The organism is Marinobacter sp. (assembly GCF_033722735.1).
Taxonomy (GTDB): Bacteria; Pseudomonadota; Gammaproteobacteria; order Pseudomonadales; family Oleiphilaceae; genus Marinobacter.
The window spans coordinates 34,479-53,451 of record NZ_JAWVYN010000024.1 but is presented as its reverse complement, the minus strand read 5'-3'; the positions used below and the strand labels follow the sequence as shown (position 1 = coordinate 53,451).

Genomic DNA, 18,973 nt, shown 5'->3' with positions numbered 1-18,973 from the left:
CAATACACAACCCATTCGAATCCGTCCGGTTATCCACCCACTCACTACCGGCAGCCCATTCGATCAGGCCGGTGTCCGGGACAATGCCCATCCCTTCCGGGGCATACTCCAGGCCATAGGACAACACATCCCCTTCGTTCGGGTCGGTGGCATCCACGTCATAGCGATAGCCCGCGTCCTCGCCACCGGCAACCACCGGCGGTGTGACAATCTGCGGCGGCAGGTTCTCGTGGATCACCAGGGTGAAGGTCTGCTCGGTGGTGGCACCCCGCAGGTCGGTGACCAGTACAGTGATTTCGTACTCGCCCGGTGCAATGCCGCCCGGCGCGGAGGTGAACTGGCCGGTGCGTTCATCCAGGTACAGCCCTTCCGGGCCGGAGACCAGCGTGAAGTTGTGGGCATCGCCAACATCAACGTCGGAGACGTCCACCTGGTATTCAAACGACTGACCACCCTCGAGTACGGTTTGCGGCTCGCTGTCGATCACTGGCGCCTCGTTCACGTCCTCGACGTTCAGGGCGTAGATCTGGTCGTCCGTCAGACCGTCCGGGTCCGCCACTTCCACCCGCACCAACGCGGCCCGGGTGGCGTTGTTGGTGATCTGGCATTCCTCGATGTCCGCATCTGGCCGCAGCACCACGGTCAGGTCATCGGTCAGCTTACTGTCCTCGACGGTGATTGCGGGATAGGCGAAGCCACCGCTGGACAGGCCGTCAACCTGCGCCGTCCCCAGCAGGACGCCTTCCTCGGCGCTGCCGGCGTAAAAATCCATTTCCAGGGGCACGCCAATATTGGCCAGGCCACGGTTGCCCAGTTGCACGCTCAGCTCGTGCTCGCCATGGTCACCCTGCGAAATGGCCACATGACCAAGGCGGACATCCGGGTTCCCCAGGTGATCCAGGGCCACCGGCAGGTAGGCCATCACCAGGCTGGTGGTGGCCAGCTTGGTGGAGAACAGGCCACTGGTGGTGTTCCAGGTGCCGTTGGCCTGCTGGGTGTCCAGCAGGTACTCGATGTTGGCCAGCACCACCGGATCGGTGATCGCGGGGTTCTGGTAGTCCAGGGCCAGGCCGACCCACGCGGAGGTCAGCGGGTCGCTCTGGCTGCCGGTGGCATTGAAGGACCAGCCGCCATCATCCCGTTGGCGGGACCGCAGGCGGGTATCGATCAGGTGGATCGCATTGTCCATGCGGGCCAGTAAGTCTTCGTCAGTGATCATCGTGGCCAGCTCGGCCAGCCCGATCATGCGGTATACCTGCCTCAGGTTGTTGTTCTCGTTGGTCTCGATACCCGCCAGGAGATACTCCGCCACGCTCGGGGCCAGCATCCGGTAAAAATCGGCCAGTTCCTGTTGCTCGGCGGTCAGAATGTCCAGTTCGTCAAAATCCTGCAGCAGGCCGGAGGACGCCTGGGAGACCAGCGCGGTAATCGCCAGCGGATTGCGCAACCAGCCGCTGCGATGGTCGTTGGTCCAGTAGGCCAGTTGGCCACTGTAGGTCACCCGGTTGGTAAAGAACTTCAGCCCGTTCTGACGAACCGCCAGGGTGCGGGTCCGGTCGGGCACGGCATTCAGAGCCCACAGTGCGAACGCGGTCTGGTTCTTGGCAAGAGAAGGGTGAGAACGGCGGATGGAGCCATCGTTCAGCTGGCTGGACAGGATTTCCGAGAGCAGGTATTCCGCGGCACTTTCGTCGACCTCGGCCTTTTCCTTTGAGGATTGCAGGCCGAGAACACTCTGGGTCTGGATGTGGCAACCCAGACAACGGTGGCGGTTATGCCAGGCGACCGACTGGGGCCCCACGTAATCACTGGCATCGGTAATGGCTTCGCGAACCCGGTAGAACAGTGGCGCGATGTAGGTCGCTCCCGCGGCCTCATCGCCCTCCTCATACTCCTTCACCGAACCGGTGGGCACCACATAACACTGGTCATTGAAGGTCGGTACGGTCTGGGTGAATTCCGGCGACGGCAACCAACTGATCACCCCCGACTGCGCGCCGATGCTCATCTCGGCCGGCCCACGTTGCAGGCTGTAGGTCAGGACGTCGTTCTTGTTGGGGTCTTCCGCCATCACCGGGTACTGATAGGGAGTCCGCTCCGGTGTGGTGACCACCGGCGGACTGGTGATTACCGGCGGCAGGTTGGGCAGGATGACGTTGATGGTGATGGTTGCGGTCGCTGACAGCTCACCATCGGAGACCTGGTAAGTCAGTTCCTCCAGTCCCTCGAAATCGGGATCCGGGGTGTAGACCAGCTCCGGCGCTTCGCCGGCCATAACACCGTTGGAGGGAGCATCCAGCAGGGTGTAGGTCAGTACATCGCTGTCGATATCGCTGCCCACCAGGGTGATCGCCACCGGATCACCACCTTCGGTCTCCGCGTAAACGTCCTCCGCCACGGGCGGATCGTTCACCGGAATGACGGTCAGGCCGTGGATGGCCGGCGCGGAATCCAGTTCGCCATCGTTGGCAACGTATTGCAGCTGGTCCGGGCCGAAATAGTCGGCATTGGGCTGGTAGGCGTAACCGGTGTCGGTCTCCACCACGGTGCCGTGCTCGGGCGACACAACCACCGCAAAGGTCAGCGGCGACTGCTCGATATCGGATCCCGAAAACTGCAGGGGAATCAAGGTGTCCTCGGGGCCGCTGGCCTGGGCGGGATGAGCAACCGGCGCGTCGTTAACCGGGGTGACCTCGATGGTCACCGTCGCGGTGCCGGACAGCTGTTCACCGTCGTGAACCTGGAAGGTCAGGCTGTCTGGACCGTAGTAATTGGCGCTGGGGCGATAGGTTACCTGTCCGTTGCTGTGTGCAATCTCGCCGTGCTCGGGGGCCGTGACAATTTCATAGGTGAGTTCGTCGCCATCGGCGTCCGCGGCCTGCAATGGGAACTCAATGGGTGTATCCTCGGGCGTGGTGACCTGGCTGTCAATTGCCTCAGGCCTTACGTTGTAGCAGCGGGTGAAGCGCTCAAAGGTAAAACTGACATAACCCTGGCCATTGAGCCGGTAATCGGTCAACCGAACGACCGCGAACTGCGCGACCCCGTAGTTCAGGTTGGCGCCCTGGCTGGTGTGGTCACCCCAGACCGGGATAATGATGTTGTAGCCCAGCAAGGCATCCAGATTGTCGCGAACATCACGGCTGTTCTTGACGCCCGGCGCACCTTCGACCAGGTCACCGATATTCAGTTGATGATCAGACGGGTTCGCGGGATGGATGTAGGTTCGGCTTGTTCCGGGCGGTACCAGGGCATCGGCCAGCACGGGGGCATCGTTGTCGCCCTGCCAGGTCAGCCAGTTGTAGTTACCGGGGCCGGTCCCCAGGGGAATGTTCTGGAAGCTTTGTCCCGGTGTTGCCGAGGCCAGTAACGAATCGGACACCGTGAAGGGATAGAGGGAACAGAAGTCCGGGCTGATGACAATGTCTTCGGTCTCCTGGAATGTCCCCGCAGTAGCGGTTCCAACAGACGCAATTACCCACCCACATGCCAGCCCTAAAGCGAACTTGTTCATCGCAACTTCCCTGTCCGGTTATGTGCAATACCTATGCACCACTGCAAGTTGTTTAAAAAACTAACGAACCCGTAAGGAAATTGCTCAGAAAATCCGCGTAAGATTTCAAATAACTACATATTTTTACAAAAACTTACCAAACTACCGGCGGAACCGGGTCTCCAACACCACCGCCGAATTGGTCCGTTCCACCCCCTCCAGGTTGCCGATCTGGTCCAGCACCGCGCTCAGTTCCTCCAGGGACTGGGCCTGGACGATGGCCAGCAGGTCGTACTCGCCGCTCACGGCGTAGAGCTGGGCGACGTGGGGGATCTGTTCCAGGGCGCTGTTGGTGCGGGCGGTGAGTTTCTGGCGCACCTTGATGGAGACATGGGCCTCCACCTGATTGGCGGTGTATTCGCCCCCCACCTCCACCGAATAGCCCTTGATAATGCCGCTGGCCTCCAGCCGGGCGATGCGGTTCTGCACCGTGGAGCGGGACAGGTGCAGGGCCCGGGCCAGGTCGGAGACGCTGGTGCGGGCGTTCTGACGTAACAGGGCAATGAGCTTCCGGTCCTGCTGACTGATCATATTGCGCAATCCATCCGTCAATTTGCCTTATTGTTCCATCATTTCGCGCAGATCGAAACTGCAAACTGGCAGCCGCGCTCCCCATAATGGAACCAGACTGACCCTTCGGTCCTGTTCCCGGCCAGCAGCCCTGTTTGGGCTACATCAGGCCGGCCACTGACTCGGAGCACGCCCATGATCATTCGCCCTGTATCCCATGCCGATCTGCCCGCCCTGCAGCAAATCGCTGTTGAATCCGGACCCGGGTTCACCTCGCTGATTGACGACCGGGATTTCCTGGTTGGCAAGATCCAGAGCTCCATCGACAGCTTCGCCCGCCCGGTCAGCGAGCCCGGCCAGGAAAGCTACCTGTTCGTGCTGGAAGACCCTGCCACCGGGGAGGTGATGGGCACCACCGGCATCGAGGCGGCGGTGGGTCTCAGCAGCCCCCTGTACCATTACCACAAGAGCCGGGTGGTGCATCATTCCCGGGAACTGGGCCTGTACCGCAGCGTCGACGTGCTCAACATGTGCAACCACTACACCGGCTGCACCGAGATCTGCACCCTCTACCTGCGTCCCCAGTTCCGTCGGGCCCATGCCGGCAAGTTGCTGTCGCGGGTGCGGTTCCTGTTCATGGCCCAGCACCCCCAGCGCTTTGCCGACACGGTCATTGCCGAGATGCGTGGCGTGTCCAACGAGGCCGGCGAGTCGCCGTTCTGGGACTGGCTGCGGGCCCATTTTGTGGACCTGGACTTCGCCACCGTGACCCAACTGGCCGGTGCCGGCGACAAGGGCTTCATTGCCGAGCTGATGCCCAAGTACCCGCTGTATACCAACCTGCTCAGCGACGCCGCCCAGGCCGTCATTGGCCGGGTGCACCCGGACACCCGCCCGGCTTTGGCTATGCTGGAACGTGAGGGTTTCCGTCACCAGGGTTATGTCGACCTGTTCGACGCCGGCCCCACGGTGGAGGCCCAACGGGACCGGATCCACAGCGTCGCCAACTCGGTGACCTGCCGGATCCAGGCCATCGGTCGGGACACGCCGGTGCTGCACGCAGGCCAGGAAACCGGCCAAGGCCGGGTGCTCGCCGTGGCCAACACGCTGTGCGAGGGATTCCGGGCCACCGTCACCGATCAGGCCACCTACCTGCCGGACCATGGTGTACTGCAAGTGCCGGCGGCACTGGCCCGATCACTCAACCTGCACGATGGCGGCCAGGCCCGTTTTGTCGAGCTGGCCGCGGCCCGATCCGGACATGGCACCGGGCAACACAGAAGCGAACACGCAACCCCCTTTCGGGAGTACCAATATGCACTCTGATCGCGACACCCTGTTCCGTCACCTGTGGGACAACTACCGCGCGGTGACGCCATCGGCCGAGAAGATTCACCGGATCCTCGGGGGCACCCAGGGCGAAGCCATCGTCAATGACCACATCGCCCTGCGCACCTTCAACCTGGCGAAGGTCGGGCTGGACAAGCTCGCAGCCCATTTTCTGGCCCTCGGCTACCACGAAGGCGGCGACTACCATTTCGACGCCAAGAAACTGTATGCCAAGCACTTCGAACACCCGGACCCCACCGCGCCCAAGGTGTTCATCTCCGAGCTGCTGGTGGAACAGTGTTCGCCGCAGCTTCAGGCCATCGTGCACGAGCTGGTGGCACAGGTGCCTGAGGAAGCGGTAACCGCCGATGATTTCCTGTACTCCGGCACCCACTGGCAGGTGGACTACGCCACCTACCAGCAGTTGTTGGAAGAGAGTGAGTATGCTGCCTGGCTGGCCGCCTGGGGCTACCGGGCCAACCACTTCACGGTCAGCATCAACCAGCTGTCGACGTTCGACTCGGTGGAGCAGATCAACAACCTGCTGAAGGCGGAGGGCTTCACGGTGAACAGTTCCGGGGGCGAAATCAAAGGCTCGCCCGAGGCCATGCTGGAGCAGTCGTCCACCATGGCGGACCGGGTCGAGGTGGCGTTCCGCGACCGCACGGCCGTTATTCCCAGCTGCTTCTACGAATTCGCCAAACGCTATCCCAAGCCGGATGGCACCCTCTACAGCGGCTTTGTGGCGGCCTCGGCCGACAAGATTTTCGAGAGTACCAACGCCGGCATGTGAGGCCGCCGGCCAGACCGGATGTGGGGGTCAGCGGTGAGCGGTCGTTCGGCCGCGGTAGTTGGCATCGGTCCAGCACAGCGGCAAGGGCTCGCCAGAGGGAAACTCCAGCTTGCCCTTGTCGAACTGCTCAGGATCCTGGGCCTCCTCACCGAAGTGCAGGCAGCCCTGGACCGCCGGTTCGAAGGGATTGAACAGACTCTGCAAATCGAGAATTTCCACCAGGTGACCGGTGGATTTTTCAGCCAACAGCATGGCGCCCTCCCCAGATGCTCGTATCGGATGCACGGGCGTGCCCCGCGTAAAGACAGTGCTACCGTTAGCATAGACCCCAAGGCTGCGTTGGGGGAGCACTGATGGCAGGCGGCTCGACTCCATCAGGGCACGGCCCTCAGCGACGAGGCACGCGTATTACGGTTTACTTCCCGGCAACCACGCCTGTGCCGGCTTCGATCCGGCATTACCGCTGAACACCTGGCAGCGATTGCGACCGGCCTGCTTGGCCTCGGACAGGGCCGCGGCGGCCTCCTGGATGGCCTGGTTGCCGGCAATGCAGGCGGCGGTGGAACACACCGTGGTCAGGCCGGCGGTGAGGGTATGGGTGATGGGCCGGTTGTGGTGCCGGGTGGGGGTCTCGGCGAACTCGCGCCGAATCCGGTTGGCGACATCCAGGGCGACCTCCTGGTCCGGAGCCTGCAGCAGGATGGCAAATTCCCCTCCCCCATAGCGGACGCAAACATCGTCCGGCCGGCAGATCCGCGTCAGCAATCCCGCCAGGGCCTGCAGCACCGCATCGCCGGCCTCCCGGCCGTAGCTGTCGTTAATGGCCCGGAAATGGTCCAGGTCGATCAGGATCAAGTACACCGGTAAACCGGTGCGTTCGAACGCGTTGCGGAAATTGTCCAGGGCCTCGGGCATCACCCGCCGGTTGCCCAACCCGGTCAGGGCATCCTGATTCGCCAGGCGCAGGGCCTGACGACGCTCCCGATCCCAGCCCAGCAGTCGTTCACTCAAGGCCATCAACAACAGCAGCGCCTGGAGAGCTCCCAGCCACTGGGCAAATTGCAGCGGCGGCATTCCGCCGGCCAGCAGTGCAGCCCCGCTGCCGGGCAGGCACACCAGCAGGCTGTAGGCGTAGCACAACCACGCCGCCAGATACCAGCGTGCGAATGTTTCCCCCTTGCGGTAAGCGCCATAGCCCAACACAGCCAGCACCACCAACGCCACCAACGCGCCGTGGGACAACCAGAACACCGGCCGGTAGAAACCGGCCAGCCAGGCCACCGCCCCCGCCACCAGCACCAACTGCGCCCCCAGCAGAATCCGGTCGGAGCGCGGAAACAGCAGCGGCGTCTTGAGGAAGCCCCGGGAAAACTGGATCGCACAGGCCGCCCCCATCAGGTACACCAGGTGTACCCCCTCGTTGTGCCAGACCACGGCTTCCGGCCACAGGAACTGGAACGCCAGGCCACTGTTCATGGCCCAGGCCAGGGCAGCACCCAGCAGCAGCAGGCCCAGGTACAGGTAGTTCCACTGCCGCAACAGCCAGGCCAGGGCTAGCGTCACCAAGACCAGGGTCAGCATCATGCCGAAATAGGCCCCGAAACCGTAATACTCGGTGCGGGCATGGGATTGAAACCGTGCTTCAGTGCTGAGGGTGAAATCCAGGGACGCGATTCCCGGCCGGTCATAACCCAGCCTCAGGTAGACGTCGGTGTAACTGCCCGCCGGGGTGGTGTGGACCAGCGCCAGGGTCCGGTAATCCAGGGGGCGCTGGTGGAATGGCTGACGGTCGGTGAGCCGGGTGCGCTGGGGCTCGCCCTGCTCATCCAGCAGAAACGCGGTCAGGCGATCGATCTGGGGCGACTGGTGTCGCAGCACCCAGGAGCGGGGTTCCGTGGGATCATCGTTGCGCAGCCGTACCCGCAACCAGAAGGTGCGACCTCCCTCAGCCATGAGCTGATGCACTTCGGCCTCGGTTAAGGGCGCAAAGTCCGCCTCCGGCAGGGGATCGTCACCGGCGCTGGCGAAGAACTCGACCGGCGCCCGCAACGCCTGCGTCTGCAGGTAACGGATATCCAGTTCCGGGGGCGCGGAGGGACCGGCGTGACTAACCGGGCCCGACAGCAGCAGCGCCAGCACCATCAATCGGATCAGCATGGCCCCATATCGAAGCATTGATCGACCCCGTTTCTTTGCGGCCTGTTGCCGCCCCGCGGCCGCTGGTTGCAATCCTGACGGCAAGTATAGACACGATAGCCCCACTCACGCCGGCGTCGCCGGGTTACCGACCACTTCTATCCGGTCCCGGCCCCGCCGTTTGGCCAGGTATAACGCCTGGTCCGCTTCGCGTTGCGCCGCTTCCAGCGAATCCTGCACCTCCACCAGACCAATGCTGGTGGTAAAGCGGAAACAGCAGTCGGAATCCGGCACCGGGATCGACAGTCCCCGTACGTGCATCAGTAACCGTTCGGCCACCTGCGCAGCCTGAGTCCGATCGCAATTCACCAGCAACATGGCAAACTCCTCACCGCCAATCCGGCCCACCGCATCATGTTCCCGGCCGAACGCTCTGAGGGCTTCGCCGAAGGCCCTTAATGCCGCATCTCCGGCAGCGTGCCCGTATTGGTCATTGATGTTCTTGAACAGGTCGATATCCAGCATGAGCAGCGATACCGGGGACCCCGACCGCTGGGCCTGGCTCAGGGCGAGCCTGGCCTGCTCAAAGAAGCCGTGGCGGTTCTTGACGCCGGTGAGCATGTCGGTGGTGGCCAGCACTTCCAGTTGCGTATTACTGTCCTGCAATGCCACGGACAATTGCTTGAACCGGAACAGGAAGAAGCTGACGACCCCCAACAGGCACAGACTCGCCAGCCCCACCGCCAGGGCCACGGCGTAATCGTAGCGCTGCTCCGGCTGGAACAGGAAACCCTCCAGCGAGGCCTCTCCCTCGGTCATCCCCAGTTCCCGGTAGCTGTCGGCGATAAACCGCCAGCGTCCGGGGTTCATATGGCCCACCTGGACCAGGTCGGGCATCACCAGTTCGCGGATGGTCTCCGCTTCGTAGCGCAGGTGACCCAGCGACTTGTCCGGGGCGTAGTCGCGATGGATCAGGTCGATGGCCTCGTCGAGGTTGTTCAGGGCATACTCCCAGCCCCGCAGGCTGGCCTGGGTAAAGCGCGCCACCACCTCGGGGCGACGCTTCGCCAGCGCTTCGCTGGTGACCAGGACATCGCCGTAAAAGTTGATGCCGTAATCCCGCGGATTGATCAGGGAGTAATTGATGCCTTGCTGCTGGAGCAGATAGGGCTCGTTGGAGACATAACCATCGTAGGCGGCCACCCGGCCGGAAATCAGGTCGTCCAGCTGGTAGCTGCTGGGCATCAGCTCCACCCGCTCCAGCGGCAGCCCCTCCCGCAGGAACACGGTCAGCAGCTCGGCACTCTCCGGCGGCGGCATCAGCATGACCTTGTGGTCGACCAGATCGTGGGGGCTGCGGATACCATCCTCGGCGCGGGTAATCCAGACAATGGGGGAGGTTTGCATGATCGCGGCCAGGGCCACCACCGGTTTGCCTTCCAGCCGCTCGATCACCACCCCGGAACCGGTGACGGCGAAGTCCACCCGGCCGGCCAGTACCTCGTCAATGGGCCGGTCTGCCTGGGGTCCGCCCTCCAGCAGGGTGACATCCAGCCCCGCCTGACGGTAATAGCCCTTCTCCAGAGCCAGGTAATAACCGGCAAACTGGAACTGGTGCAGCCATCTCAGCTGCAGGGTCACCGATTCACTTCTGGCCGAGATAGGAAACAGCGAAAGCGCCAGTGCCGACCACAGCAGCACATCCGCCACCAAAGCTCTGTTCATGCCTGACTCGTCGACGCCGGAGAAAGGATCGTTCGCACACCAAACCGGTAGAATAGCGAACCTTGCAACAAGTCTATGTCAGGTACCAGGAATTTGCCCGGAATTCGCCAACCGGGCGATCCGGCCAAAAAAGTTTTCCTGAATGTCACACTCTGTCCAGCCATTTCGTCTCGATTCATGACAACCCCGAAAAGGAGCGTTTCATGACAACTCGACCCGACCCCGCAACCGCCGCCCCGGCGGCCTATCAAGCCATGTTCGGCCTGGAAACCTACCTGGGCCGCTGTGGCCTGGAACCCAGCCTGCGCGAACTGGTGAAGATCCGCGCCTCGCAGATCAACGGCTGCGCCTTCTGTCTGCATATGCACACCCGGGATGCCCGCGCGCACGGCGAGACAGAAGACCGCCTGAACCTGCTGGCGGCCTGGCGTGAGTCATCGCTGTACAGTGAACGGGAGCGGGCCGCCCTGGCCTGGACCGAAACCATGACCCGGGTTGCACACCGTCACCCCGGGGACGATGATTACCGGTCTCTCGACGAACACTTCACCGCCGAGGAGCAGGTTAACCTCACCCTGTTGATTGGTACCATCAACAGCTGGAATCGCCTGGCCATCGGTTTTCACAAGGCGCACCCAACCGCTGACCCGGCCATACCAGCCAGCGCCTGAACGACCACACGGATGACAACCACGACACCATGACGGACGCCGCTCCCACCTTCGAACAACACCGCCCGCACCTGAAGGGGCTTGCCTACCGCATGCTCGGATCGGTTGCCGAAGCCGAAGACATCGTGCAGGACGCCTACCTGCGCTGGCACCAGGCCGACACGGCGGCGGTGGACAACCCCCGGGCGTTCCTGTCCACGGTGGTCAGCCGGCTGTGCCTGGACCGGTGGAAGGACGCCGGCCGACGTCGAGAGCAGTATGTGGGACCCTGGCTGCCGGAACCGGTGGTCGCTGACAATGCCGCTGGCGCCTGTGAACAGGAGCGGGAGGTGTCCTACGCGCTGATGCTGGCGCTGGAACGGCTGTCGCCGCTGGAGCGAGCCGCCTTCCTGCTGCACGACGTGTTTGGCTTGTCTTTTGACGAAGTCTCCACGGCCCTGGATCGCAGCGCGGCGGCCTGTCGCCAGTTGGCTACCCGGGCCCGACAGCATGTCCAGGCGGGACGGCCCCGCTTCCAGGTCGCCCCGTCCGACAACCAGCGGGTGGCGGAGGCGTTCTTCAACGCCTCGCGCCAGGGCGACCTGGCCACCCTGCGCAACCTGCTGGTCCACGATGCCACCCTGCACAGCGACGGCGGTGGGGTGCGCAGCGCTGCGCTCAGGCTGATCACCGGCGCCGACAAGCTGTGTCGGCTGTACGCGGCGCTGGCCCGCAAGGCAAACGGCAGCGGCCCCCTTTGGGCCCGCCCCATGCGGGTCAACGGCCTGCCAGGCTGGCTCACGGTGGAGCGGGACGGCCTGTTGCAGACCACCGCGGTGGAGATCGTCGATGGCCGGATCGTCAATGTCTATGTGACCCGTAATCCGCACAAACTCCGCCACCTGGTGGAATGGGTGCCCACCGACCTCCGCCCCTGACTGGACGGATCAACTCGCCATTCAGGCAGCCCCCGAAGTGGCGACAGCCCCCCGGGCCAGGGCCTGCAGCCAGGCGTTCTCTTCCCGCTGCAGTTCGCGGAAACCGCGGGTGAAACCGGGCCCGGATTCCGGCCGCTCATGGCCGGGCCTGCGCTACCTGGCAGGCCGTTGGGGTTTCGCCATAACCCGCCTCGGGGCTATCCCGGTGCACCTTGAGGTACTCCAGCAGCGCCATGCGCTGGTTGTGGGTGAGCAGCGGGCCAATCACCCCTTGGGGCAACGGGTGGGCCTCCGGGTCGGCCCGGTGCCGGGCCCAAAGCTGCGGGTCGGCGGCGAAGGCGTGCCCGGTGTTGTGGTTGCCGGACAGGGAGGTATCCAGCCAGAAGCCGCGGGCATCGCCGTTATCGTCCGCCCCGGTGATCAGTTGGTAACCCAGGTGAACCGGATCGTACGCCCGCGTGCCCACCAGGAAACGCGCACTGCGGGTTTCCGGCGGCGACAGCAGTTGGTAGATGGACGGCACCGAACCGTTGTGCAGGAATGGCGGCGTCGCCCAGACCCCGGCCAGCGGCCGGGGCTTGTAACCGAGGATCTGCTGCGGCAGGTCCAGGGTTCCGAAGCCCTCCAGGCATTGCTGCTGTTGGTAGCTCAGGTTGTGGTCCTGGTAGTAGCGGTTCTTCACCAGGATGCCCACCAGGTTCAGCGCCTCGCCTTCGGTCAGGCGGGTGACATCCAGTGCCTCCAGGGTGATGGCCGCATACTCCTGGCCATGGACCAGCTGCCACAGCAGCGCCACAGTCTGACACTGCAGGTCGCAGTGCCGCGGATCGGGGGCCGGGGTACGCGCATCTGGAACCGCCGGCAACGGCGCCGCCACCGCCTGCAACGCCCGATGGATGGCGGTGAACCGCTGGGCCGGCACCCGGGCATCCGGCGAAGAGGTGGGGTAGTCCGCCAGCAACGCCGGCAGGTCGCCCACCGGCAACGCCTGCGCCTGGCGCAGGCGGATCACTTCCCGCAGGCGGTAACGCACCTGTCGCACCAGCTGTCGGTTCAGCAGTGGCGCCAGCGCCTGCTCCAGGTCCTGGTCGGTGAGCCCGGTGGCCGAGAGATCATACCGCCGGTCCATAAATCCTTTCGCGGTCGCCGGGTCGGTACCAATGTGTTCGGCGGGGATCACCTCGATGCGCCATTCGCTCTGCGGCGAAGGCTTCAGGGGAGCCAGCGCCTGTTGCCGGGCCTCGGTCACCGGGTGCGGCCCATGGCAGCCCTGACAGTGCCGGACAAACAGGCCCTGCCCCTGCGCCGCCAGCTCGCGATCCACCGGCCCGAAGATATCTTCCGGCCAAGCCGGCGGTTCGAGGGTCTGCAGGGTTTGCTCGATGGCGTGCAAATCGGCGATGCGCACCGAACTGCGGAACCGTTGCTCCGCCGGTATGGGGCCGCCGGTATCGTTCAGCAACGGAATACGGGCGCCCACCCCCATGGCTTCGCCTACATTCCGCGCCAGCGGCTGGGACACCGAGCCGTTGTACTGCACCCAGCTGAACTTCCAGATGTCCCACAGGAACGGGTAACTCACCGGCGCGGAGGCCACCTGGTAATTGGCGGGCACCAGATGGTCGCCGAACACGGTGTTGCCGATACGGCCCAGGGCATCGGTGCGGCCAAAGCCCTCCTCCCGGGGATACAGGTGACCGAACGGATTGTTCTGGGGGCTGCTGGCAAACCGCCCCAGGGTCGCCCACAACTTGTCCTTGAGTGCGTCCTTACCCTGGGGGTAGCGACTGCCCAGCACGTCGTGGGCAAATTCGTCGAACTTGAACGGATTGATGGCGGTGTAGAACAGCGACGCCACCAGCTTGGGCGCAAACGAACCCCGGGTGGTGTCACTGATGGCGTGCATGGCCTGGCCACCGTCCACCCGCAACGCCAGCCGTTTGCCACCCTGGTCGTAATGCAGCTCACCGGTATGGCAAGCGGCACAGGTGATGTCCAGCAGTTCGTCGCCGGTTACCGGATCAAAATGCTTGGTGAATCCCACCGGCAAGTGGTCCGGGTTGGCCTCGGTGGGCACCGGGTCCACCAGGAAACGGTACTGGCGCAGGTGATCGGGGTCGGCGAAACGCTGATTGGAGAACGGCAACCGCAGCTGCACGAACCAGTCGTACCGGATGGCGGCCGTGGTCGCCCCCTGGGGCATGGTGGTGCCCTGGGGGGTGTAGTAGTACCGTTCCCGGTCCGGCGCCGAGCGGGTCGCACCCCAACCCTGGTCGAAATAGACCACCTCGTCCACCGGCTCTGGCGATGGCAGGGTTGCCACCGGCCAGAGGATGTACCAGGCAAACAGCGCTGCAGCGCCGACCACCAGCACCAGGGCCGCCACTACCAGCCATTTCAGCAACTTGCCACACCAGCCCCAGAGACGCAGTGAGGTAGATACAGTCATAACAACGATTCCTTGTCAGGCCTACAGACTCTTGAGGTACTCCACCAGCGCCCAGCGTTCCGAGTCGCTCAGATCGGTACCGTAGATGTGACCCTGGTTGCTGTTACCCGGCAGTTGAGTGTCGAAGTGGCTGGTGGCGGGACCGGCGTTTGAGACGTAGCCCACTTTCACCGGATCCAGCTCGCGATGGCCCACGTGGAAGCGGGTCGGCCGCTGTTCCGGCGGCAGCAGCAGGTCGTATAGCGTGGGCACCGAGCCGTTGTGCAGGAACGGAGCCGTCGCCCAGATGCCACTCAGCGGCCGGGCCTTGTACTGGTCCGGAATCTGGCGGGGCTTGGCGCCATACACCCGCAAGAAGTCTTCCAGGGTGACCCCGATGGCCTCCAGGGGATGGTGCAGGGTGGCACCCAGGGCAGCATGAACCACCGTCTCGATGGTACTGGCCTCGGCGCCGAAGTCCGGCCCCGCCACCACCAGTTTTTTACGCCCCGCCAACAGACCGGTCTGGGCCCGGGCCTGGATGAAGTTGGTTGCCATGGTGGGGTCGGTACCGATTTCAGTTCGCGGCACCAGGGTGACCCTCTGCGACTGGAGGGGCTGCTCGCGATCGCTCAGGGCGTGGCAGGCCAGGCAGTTGTCCCGGTATAGCCTTTGGCCTTCGGCCAGCTTGTCCGGGTCCAGCCCCCCCAGCAGGTCTTCTGGCCAGCGTGGCGAGCGCAACTGGTTGTAGTGCCTCTGCAGGGTGCCCAGGTTGGGGATGTTCACGGAGCTGGGGTAACCGTCCAGCCCCCCAGGCCCGGTCAGGTTGGCGGTGCCGAACACCGCCAGCGCCGTGGTCACATTCTGGATCAACGGTCCGGGCGCCTGGTTCGGTGCCGAGCCGTTCCATTGCACCAGGTCCAGGTGCGGCGCGCCCCAGAGGAAGGGGTAACTGACCGGTGCGTCGGCGGGGCGGGCATTGCCGGGTTGATTCAGCAGCTCCACCGCCACCGTATTGAAGATCTGCCCGAAGGCGTCCAGCCGACCGTGGCCGTAGGCGGTCTCGGAGTGGTTGATGGCCCGGCGCTGCGTCAGGTAGGCCAGCCGCTGCTGCAGCTCCGCCTGCAACCCGTTGCGACCGTCCTGTCCCAACGACGACGCCAACCGGTCGAGGCGGTCGCGCTCCGCCAGCGTCGCTTCGAGACTGGCAATCACCGCATTTTCAAACCGGGTAAAATCGATCAGCGCAGGACCGCCCTCAATCAGCACCTGCTCGCCCTGATAGCGGACAGCCCCGGTATGGCAGGCGGCACAGTTGAAGCCAAGCCACTCGGTCCCCGTCGAATCGGCCCTGGTCCGGCTGAAGCCCACCGGCAGTCCGTCCGGGTTCCGCTCGCTGGGCAATGCCGGGATGAACCCCAGCCGGGCCAGGAAGGCCGGGTCCCGCAGCAGCCCATCGCCCTCCGCCCGCTCCAGATGCAACAACCAGTCATAGGGCAGGATGCGGGAGCCGAAACTCAGATGGTGCATCTGCTCCCGCACCGCATTACTCCAACCCTGGTCCAGTTGCCGAAACACTGTGTCCGGCCCCGGGTCCCTGCCCTGCCCGTTCAGGTACACCACAACCGCGGCCACCAGGCCAACCAGTCCCGCCCCCACAATCCACAGATAACGCACACTACGCCTGACCATACCACTCCCTGATTTATTATTGATTTTGAGGGTGTATGTTTACTGATTGATTTTATTTAGTAAATCACTATCGATTGCCGGTCGTATCCTGACCCGGGGCAAGAGCCTGTCCACCAGCATCCGTAACCATCGTCCAACTGCACAGGCGAGCAATGGCGTTGACTGAGAGGGCACGACCGATCTGCCGACGTCCCGGGCAAGTTCTGACCGTCTAACCCAGTGGCGCCGGCTCCCGGTAGGTCTCCAGCCGCTTCAGCCAGCCGGGCAACCAGCGCTCCCGCTCGATGGGGTTGTCCGCGTTGTGCGCCCGCCGGGTGAGCACCTGAGCCGCGGCCTGCCGGAACTGGACCAGCGCACTGCCCCCCTCATCCCCGGCCATCGCCTGCAACACCTGCAACAGGCCCCAACCCTGGCCCTGATAGCGCTCGCTGGGGGACAGCCCCTCACCCTTGAAGTTCACGTAATCCAGCAAGGCGTAGACCCCACCGGGCGTCTCGGCCAGTGCCGCCAGGCGTTGCCTCAGCCGGCCCTGCCGGTCGTCCGGGGCGGCCGCGATCACCCGCGCCAGCGCCGCCTCGGCCCGCCGGAAGATAAACGCCACCTGCTCGCCCCGGGTTCGTTCGAGAAACCGCCGCAACTCCGCCACCTCGGGCTGCGCCTGCCGGGCCAGGAAGCTCGCGCGGTCCGGCCAGGGGGCATCGAAGGGGTCCAGGCCGGCCAGCCAGGGCGGCAGTGGCACTGCCCGCGCCCGCATGAAGTCGATCAGCGCTGGAAAGCTTTCCACAAAGCGGCCCTCAACACCCGCCGGGTACCAGATGAAATGACCGATCCCCAGGGAGGGAAAGGCCTCGCCTTCATTCCAGTGCACCAGGCAGTGATACCGACCGCTACATTCGTTCTGGAAAATCCGCTGCCCCACCCAGTCCAGTTGCGCCGGTGACAGCGACAGCTCCAGCCCAGACTCTGACTGGGAGCAGCCCATCAGCGCAATGACCAGCCACAGGAGCAGGCCGTAATGGAGGTTACGCCAACCATTCAATTCATCATTCCTCAGACAAGGTTACGAATCTTCGCCGCGAGCCGCGGCGCCAGCAGAGTCATCACCAACACCAGTATGAACAGGTTGCCATCGCGAGGGTCCAGTGACGCCAGCAACTCCCGCCAGGCAAGGCCCACCACCAGGAATGCCAGCCCTACCTCAAAGAGCAACGTCAGTCCCAACCACAGCACACCGGACAACCAGAAAACCCGCGGTTCAACTGGCCGGAAGTAAGGCACGGACAGCCCGGCCACCAACAGAATCAGGGCACTGAGCACAACGCCGCTCACCGGCAGTGCAACAGTCTCGCCCAGGGCCGGTGCCAGCAACGTTTCCCGAACAACTGCATTAAGAATGGCCAGGGCAAGGATCAGTCCCCAAGTCATAACAGCCCGGATGGACCAGTGAGTTCTCACCATATGCCAGGTTCCCAGCAACGAGTGCGGCAGGTATCGCGTTATCGTGACCCAGTGATTCGATGAATGCCAGCAACGTTGGAACCGTCTTTGGCTCCGCAGCGGCGAGAGCCAACTCCAATTCGCTGTTTGCTGGTCATTTTTAATGCCCCCCCCGTCCGCCCCGCCCTCAAATAGCGCCAGCCGGGCCCCAAGCCGTCGCGTTCCCCATGACGCTTTAGTTCTGATAATCAATCAATTATGGAGCTTTTTGGGCAAATGGCACGATCCGTGCTCAGTCAGTCCACCGGCGCGGAGCGATCACACGGAACGACTCCCGCCGGCACTCAACACGGCTACCAAGAGCAACGACGCTTATCACCCCGGGCAAGTCCCGGGGCGATAGGCGTTTTTTTTGCCCATAGAACGGATAGTTGGCCAGTACAACAACGACAGCCGGGGCCGCCCTGCGGCCGGCACCTGTTTCTTGGAAGCCATTCACTGTGTGCGACGACGATGCCTACGACTCAGGAGAGAACCAGAATGAACCGTAAAACTTTCAAACAGACCGGCTGTCTTCTTGCCGCCGCCATCGCCTGTACCGGCGCCATGGCGGAGGAAACCACCTTGACCGAGGCCTTCAGCGAAGGCACCCCCTACGGTGATTTCCGTCTGCGGTATGAAAACGTGGACCAGGACAATGCCCTGGACCAGGCCAACGCCCTCACCCTGCGTACCCGCCTGGGCTACAGGACCGGCAGCTACCAGGGCCTGTCCGGCGTGCTGGAGTTCGAGGATTCCCGCGCCGTGGCCGGCACTGACGACTACAACGACACCCAGGGCCAATCTCCCGACCACTCCGTGGTGGCCGATCCGGAAACCACCGAAGTGGACCAGGCCTTCCTGCAATACAGCCGGTCCGGGCTGACCGCCAAGCTGGGCCGCCAGGTGATCACCTACGACAACCAGCGCTTTGTCGGCCATGTTGGCTGGCGTCAGGACCGCCAGACCTTCGATGCCCTGCGGCTGAGTTATTCACCGCTGCAAGAGCTGACCCTGGACTACGCCTACCTCGACAAGCGCAATCGCATCTTCGCCGAGGCCGGCGACCTGGACGCCAAGGACCATCTGGTCAACATCCACTACCAGACTGGCCTGGGTACCCTGACCGGTTACGCCTACCTGCTGGATGTGGACAACGACACCGACAACAGCCTGGACACCTACGGTCTTCGCTATGCCGGCAAGTACGCCATGGACACCCTCAACCTGCTGTACGAGCTGGAGTACGCCAGCCAGGAAGCCGAGGCGGGCGCCAGCGAGTTCGACGCCGACTACTACAAGGCGCTGGCCGGCGTTCAGGCCCAGGGCCTGACGTTCTCGCTGTCCTACGAAGTGCTGGGCTCCGACGATGGCAACTACGGCTTCGCCACGCCGCTGGCCACCCTGCATGCCCACAATGGCTGGGCCGACCAGTTCCTGGGTACGCCCACCGGCGGCCTGGAAGACCTGAAGGCCGCCGTCAGTGGCTCCCTGGCCGGCGGTAAGTGGGTACTCGCTTACCACGACTTCAGCGCCGACGATGCCCCGTCTTCCGCCGACGACCTGGGCAGCGAGGTGGATGTGGCCTACAACCGCGGCTTCGGCAAGCACTACACCGCCGGCATCAAGTACGCCAGCTACATGGCCGGTGACGATGCCGCCGGCAAGGTCGACACCGACAAGCTCTGGCTGACCCTGGGCGCCAGGTTCTAACCCCATGCCATGACCCCCGCGTCAACCTTT

Annotated in this window: 14 protein-coding genes; 5 read left to right on the top strand and 9 right to left on the bottom strand. The window is 63.9% G+C overall.

Translation table 11 applies throughout. The features are described 5' to 3' along the window. Both R3175_RS15360 and R3175_RS15355 read right to left on the bottom strand, forming a co-directional pair. Positions 1–3,514: Ig-like domain-containing protein (locus tag R3175_RS15360; protein WP_318945206.1), on the bottom strand; the 3,514-nt coding region annotated here is incomplete at its 3' end. Positions 3,515–3,655: 141 nt separating this feature from the next. Continuing rightward, the gene (locus R3175_RS15355; protein WP_318945205.1) at positions 3,656–4,084 is read right to left on the bottom strand and encodes an Lrp/AsnC family transcriptional regulator; all 429 of its coding nucleotides are present in this window, start codon (positions 4,082–4,084) and stop codon (positions 3,656–3,658) included. Between the two features lie 174 nt (positions 4,085–4,258). On the opposite strand from R3175_RS15355, the gene astA reads away from it, so the two are divergent. Beyond that, the gene (astA, locus tag R3175_RS15350) at positions 4,259–5,389 is read left to right on the top strand and encodes an arginine N-succinyltransferase (protein WP_318945204.1); all 1,131 of its coding nucleotides are present in this window, start codon (positions 4,259–4,261) and stop codon (positions 5,387–5,389) included. Next, complete coding sequence (locus R3175_RS15345) at positions 5,379–6,185, top strand: DUF1338 domain-containing protein (protein ID WP_318945203.1); 807 nt, start codon at positions 5,379–5,381, stop codon at positions 6,183–6,185. The genes astA and R3175_RS15345 overlap by 11 nt, the downstream gene beginning before the upstream one ends. Positions 6,186–6,212: 27 nt before the next feature. Here R3175_RS15345 and R3175_RS15340 read toward each other — a convergent pair whose 3' ends face one another. From R3175_RS15340 to R3175_RS15330, 3 genes are all read right to left on the bottom strand, one after another. After that, entirely contained in the window at positions 6,213–6,437 is a 225-nt protein-coding gene (locus R3175_RS15340) for an acetyltransferase (RefSeq protein WP_318945202.1), read from the bottom strand. Between the two features lie 156 nt (positions 6,438–6,593). Next, entirely contained in the window at positions 6,594–8,360 is a 1,767-nt protein-coding gene (locus R3175_RS15335) for a diguanylate cyclase (protein ID WP_318945201.1), read from the bottom strand. Positions 8,361–8,447: 87 nt separating this feature from the next. Continuing rightward, a complete protein-coding gene (locus R3175_RS15330; RefSeq protein ID WP_318945200.1) occupies positions 8,448–10,046 on the bottom strand; it encodes an ABC transporter substrate-binding protein in 1,599 nt (532 codons plus the stop codon). A gap of 203 nt (positions 10,047–10,249) precedes the next feature. Between R3175_RS15330 and R3175_RS15325 the strand changes: the two genes are divergently transcribed. Next, positions 10,250–10,717 carry a carboxymuconolactone decarboxylase family protein gene (locus R3175_RS15325; RefSeq protein WP_318945199.1) on the top strand — a complete coding sequence of 156 codons (468 nt, stop codon included), beginning with the start codon at positions 10,250–10,252 and terminating at the stop codon, positions 10,715–10,717. Between the two features lie 29 nt (positions 10,718–10,746). Next, positions 10,747–11,634, top strand: coding sequence for a sigma-70 family RNA polymerase sigma factor (locus R3175_RS15320; protein ID WP_318945198.1), 888 nt, complete (start codon positions 10,747–10,749; stop codon positions 11,632–11,634). Between the two features lie 136 nt (positions 11,635–11,770). Here R3175_RS15320 and R3175_RS15315 read toward each other — a convergent pair whose 3' ends face one another. From R3175_RS15315 to R3175_RS15300, 4 genes are all read right to left on the bottom strand, one after another. After that, positions 11,771–14,083, bottom strand: coding sequence for a di-heme-cytochrome C peroxidase (locus R3175_RS15315; protein WP_318945197.1), 2,313 nt, complete (start codon positions 14,081–14,083; stop codon positions 11,771–11,773). Positions 14,084–14,104: 21 nt separating this feature from the next. Next, positions 14,105–15,754: a di-heme-cytochrome C peroxidase gene (locus R3175_RS15310; protein WP_318945196.1), complete on the bottom strand. Its 1,650-nt coding sequence runs from the start codon at positions 15,752–15,754 to the stop codon at positions 14,105–14,107. Positions 15,755–15,965: 211 nt separating this feature from the next. Next, on the bottom strand, positions 15,966–16,793 hold the full coding sequence (locus R3175_RS15305; protein WP_318945195.1) for a hypothetical protein: 828 nt from the start codon (positions 16,791–16,793) through the stop codon (positions 15,966–15,968). Positions 16,794–16,804: 11 nt separating this feature from the next. Next, the gene (locus tag R3175_RS15300) at positions 16,805–17,179 is read right to left on the bottom strand and encodes a hypothetical protein (RefSeq protein ID WP_318945194.1); all 375 of its coding nucleotides are present in this window, start codon (positions 17,177–17,179) and stop codon (positions 16,805–16,807) included. A gap of 552 nt (positions 17,180–17,731) precedes the next feature. Here R3175_RS15300 and R3175_RS15295 point away from each other — a divergent pair. Beyond that, complete coding sequence (locus R3175_RS15295; protein WP_318945193.1) at positions 17,732–18,943, top strand: alginate export family protein; 1,212 nt, start codon at positions 17,732–17,734, stop codon at positions 18,941–18,943. Positions 18,944–18,973 lie beyond the last annotated feature (30 nt).

What these genes read in the sequence shown, in the direction of transcription:
- R3175_RS15355 (WP_318945205.1), bottom strand. Translation starts at nt 4,084, where the DNA reads ATGATCAGTCAGCAGGACCGGAAGCTCATTGCCCTGTTACGTCAGAAC.
- astA (WP_318945204.1), top strand. Translation starts at nt 4,259, where the DNA reads ATGATCATTCGCCCTGTATCCCATGCCGATCTGCCCGCCCTGCAGCAA.
- R3175_RS15345 (WP_318945203.1), top strand. Translation starts at nt 5,379, where the DNA reads ATGCACTCTGATCGCGACACCCTGTTCCGTCACCTGTGGGACAACTAC.
- R3175_RS15340 (WP_318945202.1), bottom strand. Translation starts at nt 6,437, where the DNA reads ATGCTGTTGGCTGAAAAATCCACCGGTCACCTGGTGGAAATTCTCGAT.
- R3175_RS15335 (WP_318945201.1), bottom strand. Translation starts at nt 8,360, where the DNA reads ATGCTTCGATATGGGGCCATGCTGATCCGATTGATGGTGCTGGCGCTG.
- R3175_RS15330 (WP_318945200.1), bottom strand. Translation starts at nt 10,046, where the DNA reads ATGAACAGAGCTTTGGTGGCGGATGTGCTGCTGTGGTCGGCACTGGCG.
- R3175_RS15325 (WP_318945199.1), top strand. Translation starts at nt 10,250, where the DNA reads ATGACAACTCGACCCGACCCCGCAACCGCCGCCCCGGCGGCCTATCAA.
- R3175_RS15320 (WP_318945198.1), top strand. Translation starts at nt 10,747, where the DNA reads ATGACGGACGCCGCTCCCACCTTCGAACAACACCGCCCGCACCTGAAG.
- R3175_RS15315 (WP_318945197.1), bottom strand. Translation starts at nt 14,083, where the DNA reads ATGACTGTATCTACCTCACTGCGTCTCTGGGGCTGGTGTGGCAAGTTG.
- R3175_RS15310 (WP_318945196.1), bottom strand. Translation starts at nt 15,754, where the DNA reads ATGGTCAGGCGTAGTGTGCGTTATCTGTGGATTGTGGGGGCGGGACTG.
- R3175_RS15300 (WP_318945194.1), bottom strand. Translation starts at nt 17,179, where the DNA reads ATGACTTGGGGACTGATCCTTGCCCTGGCCATTCTTAATGCAGTTGTT.
- R3175_RS15295 (WP_318945193.1), top strand. Translation starts at nt 17,732, where the DNA reads ATGAACCGTAAAACTTTCAAACAGACCGGCTGTCTTCTTGCCGCCGCC.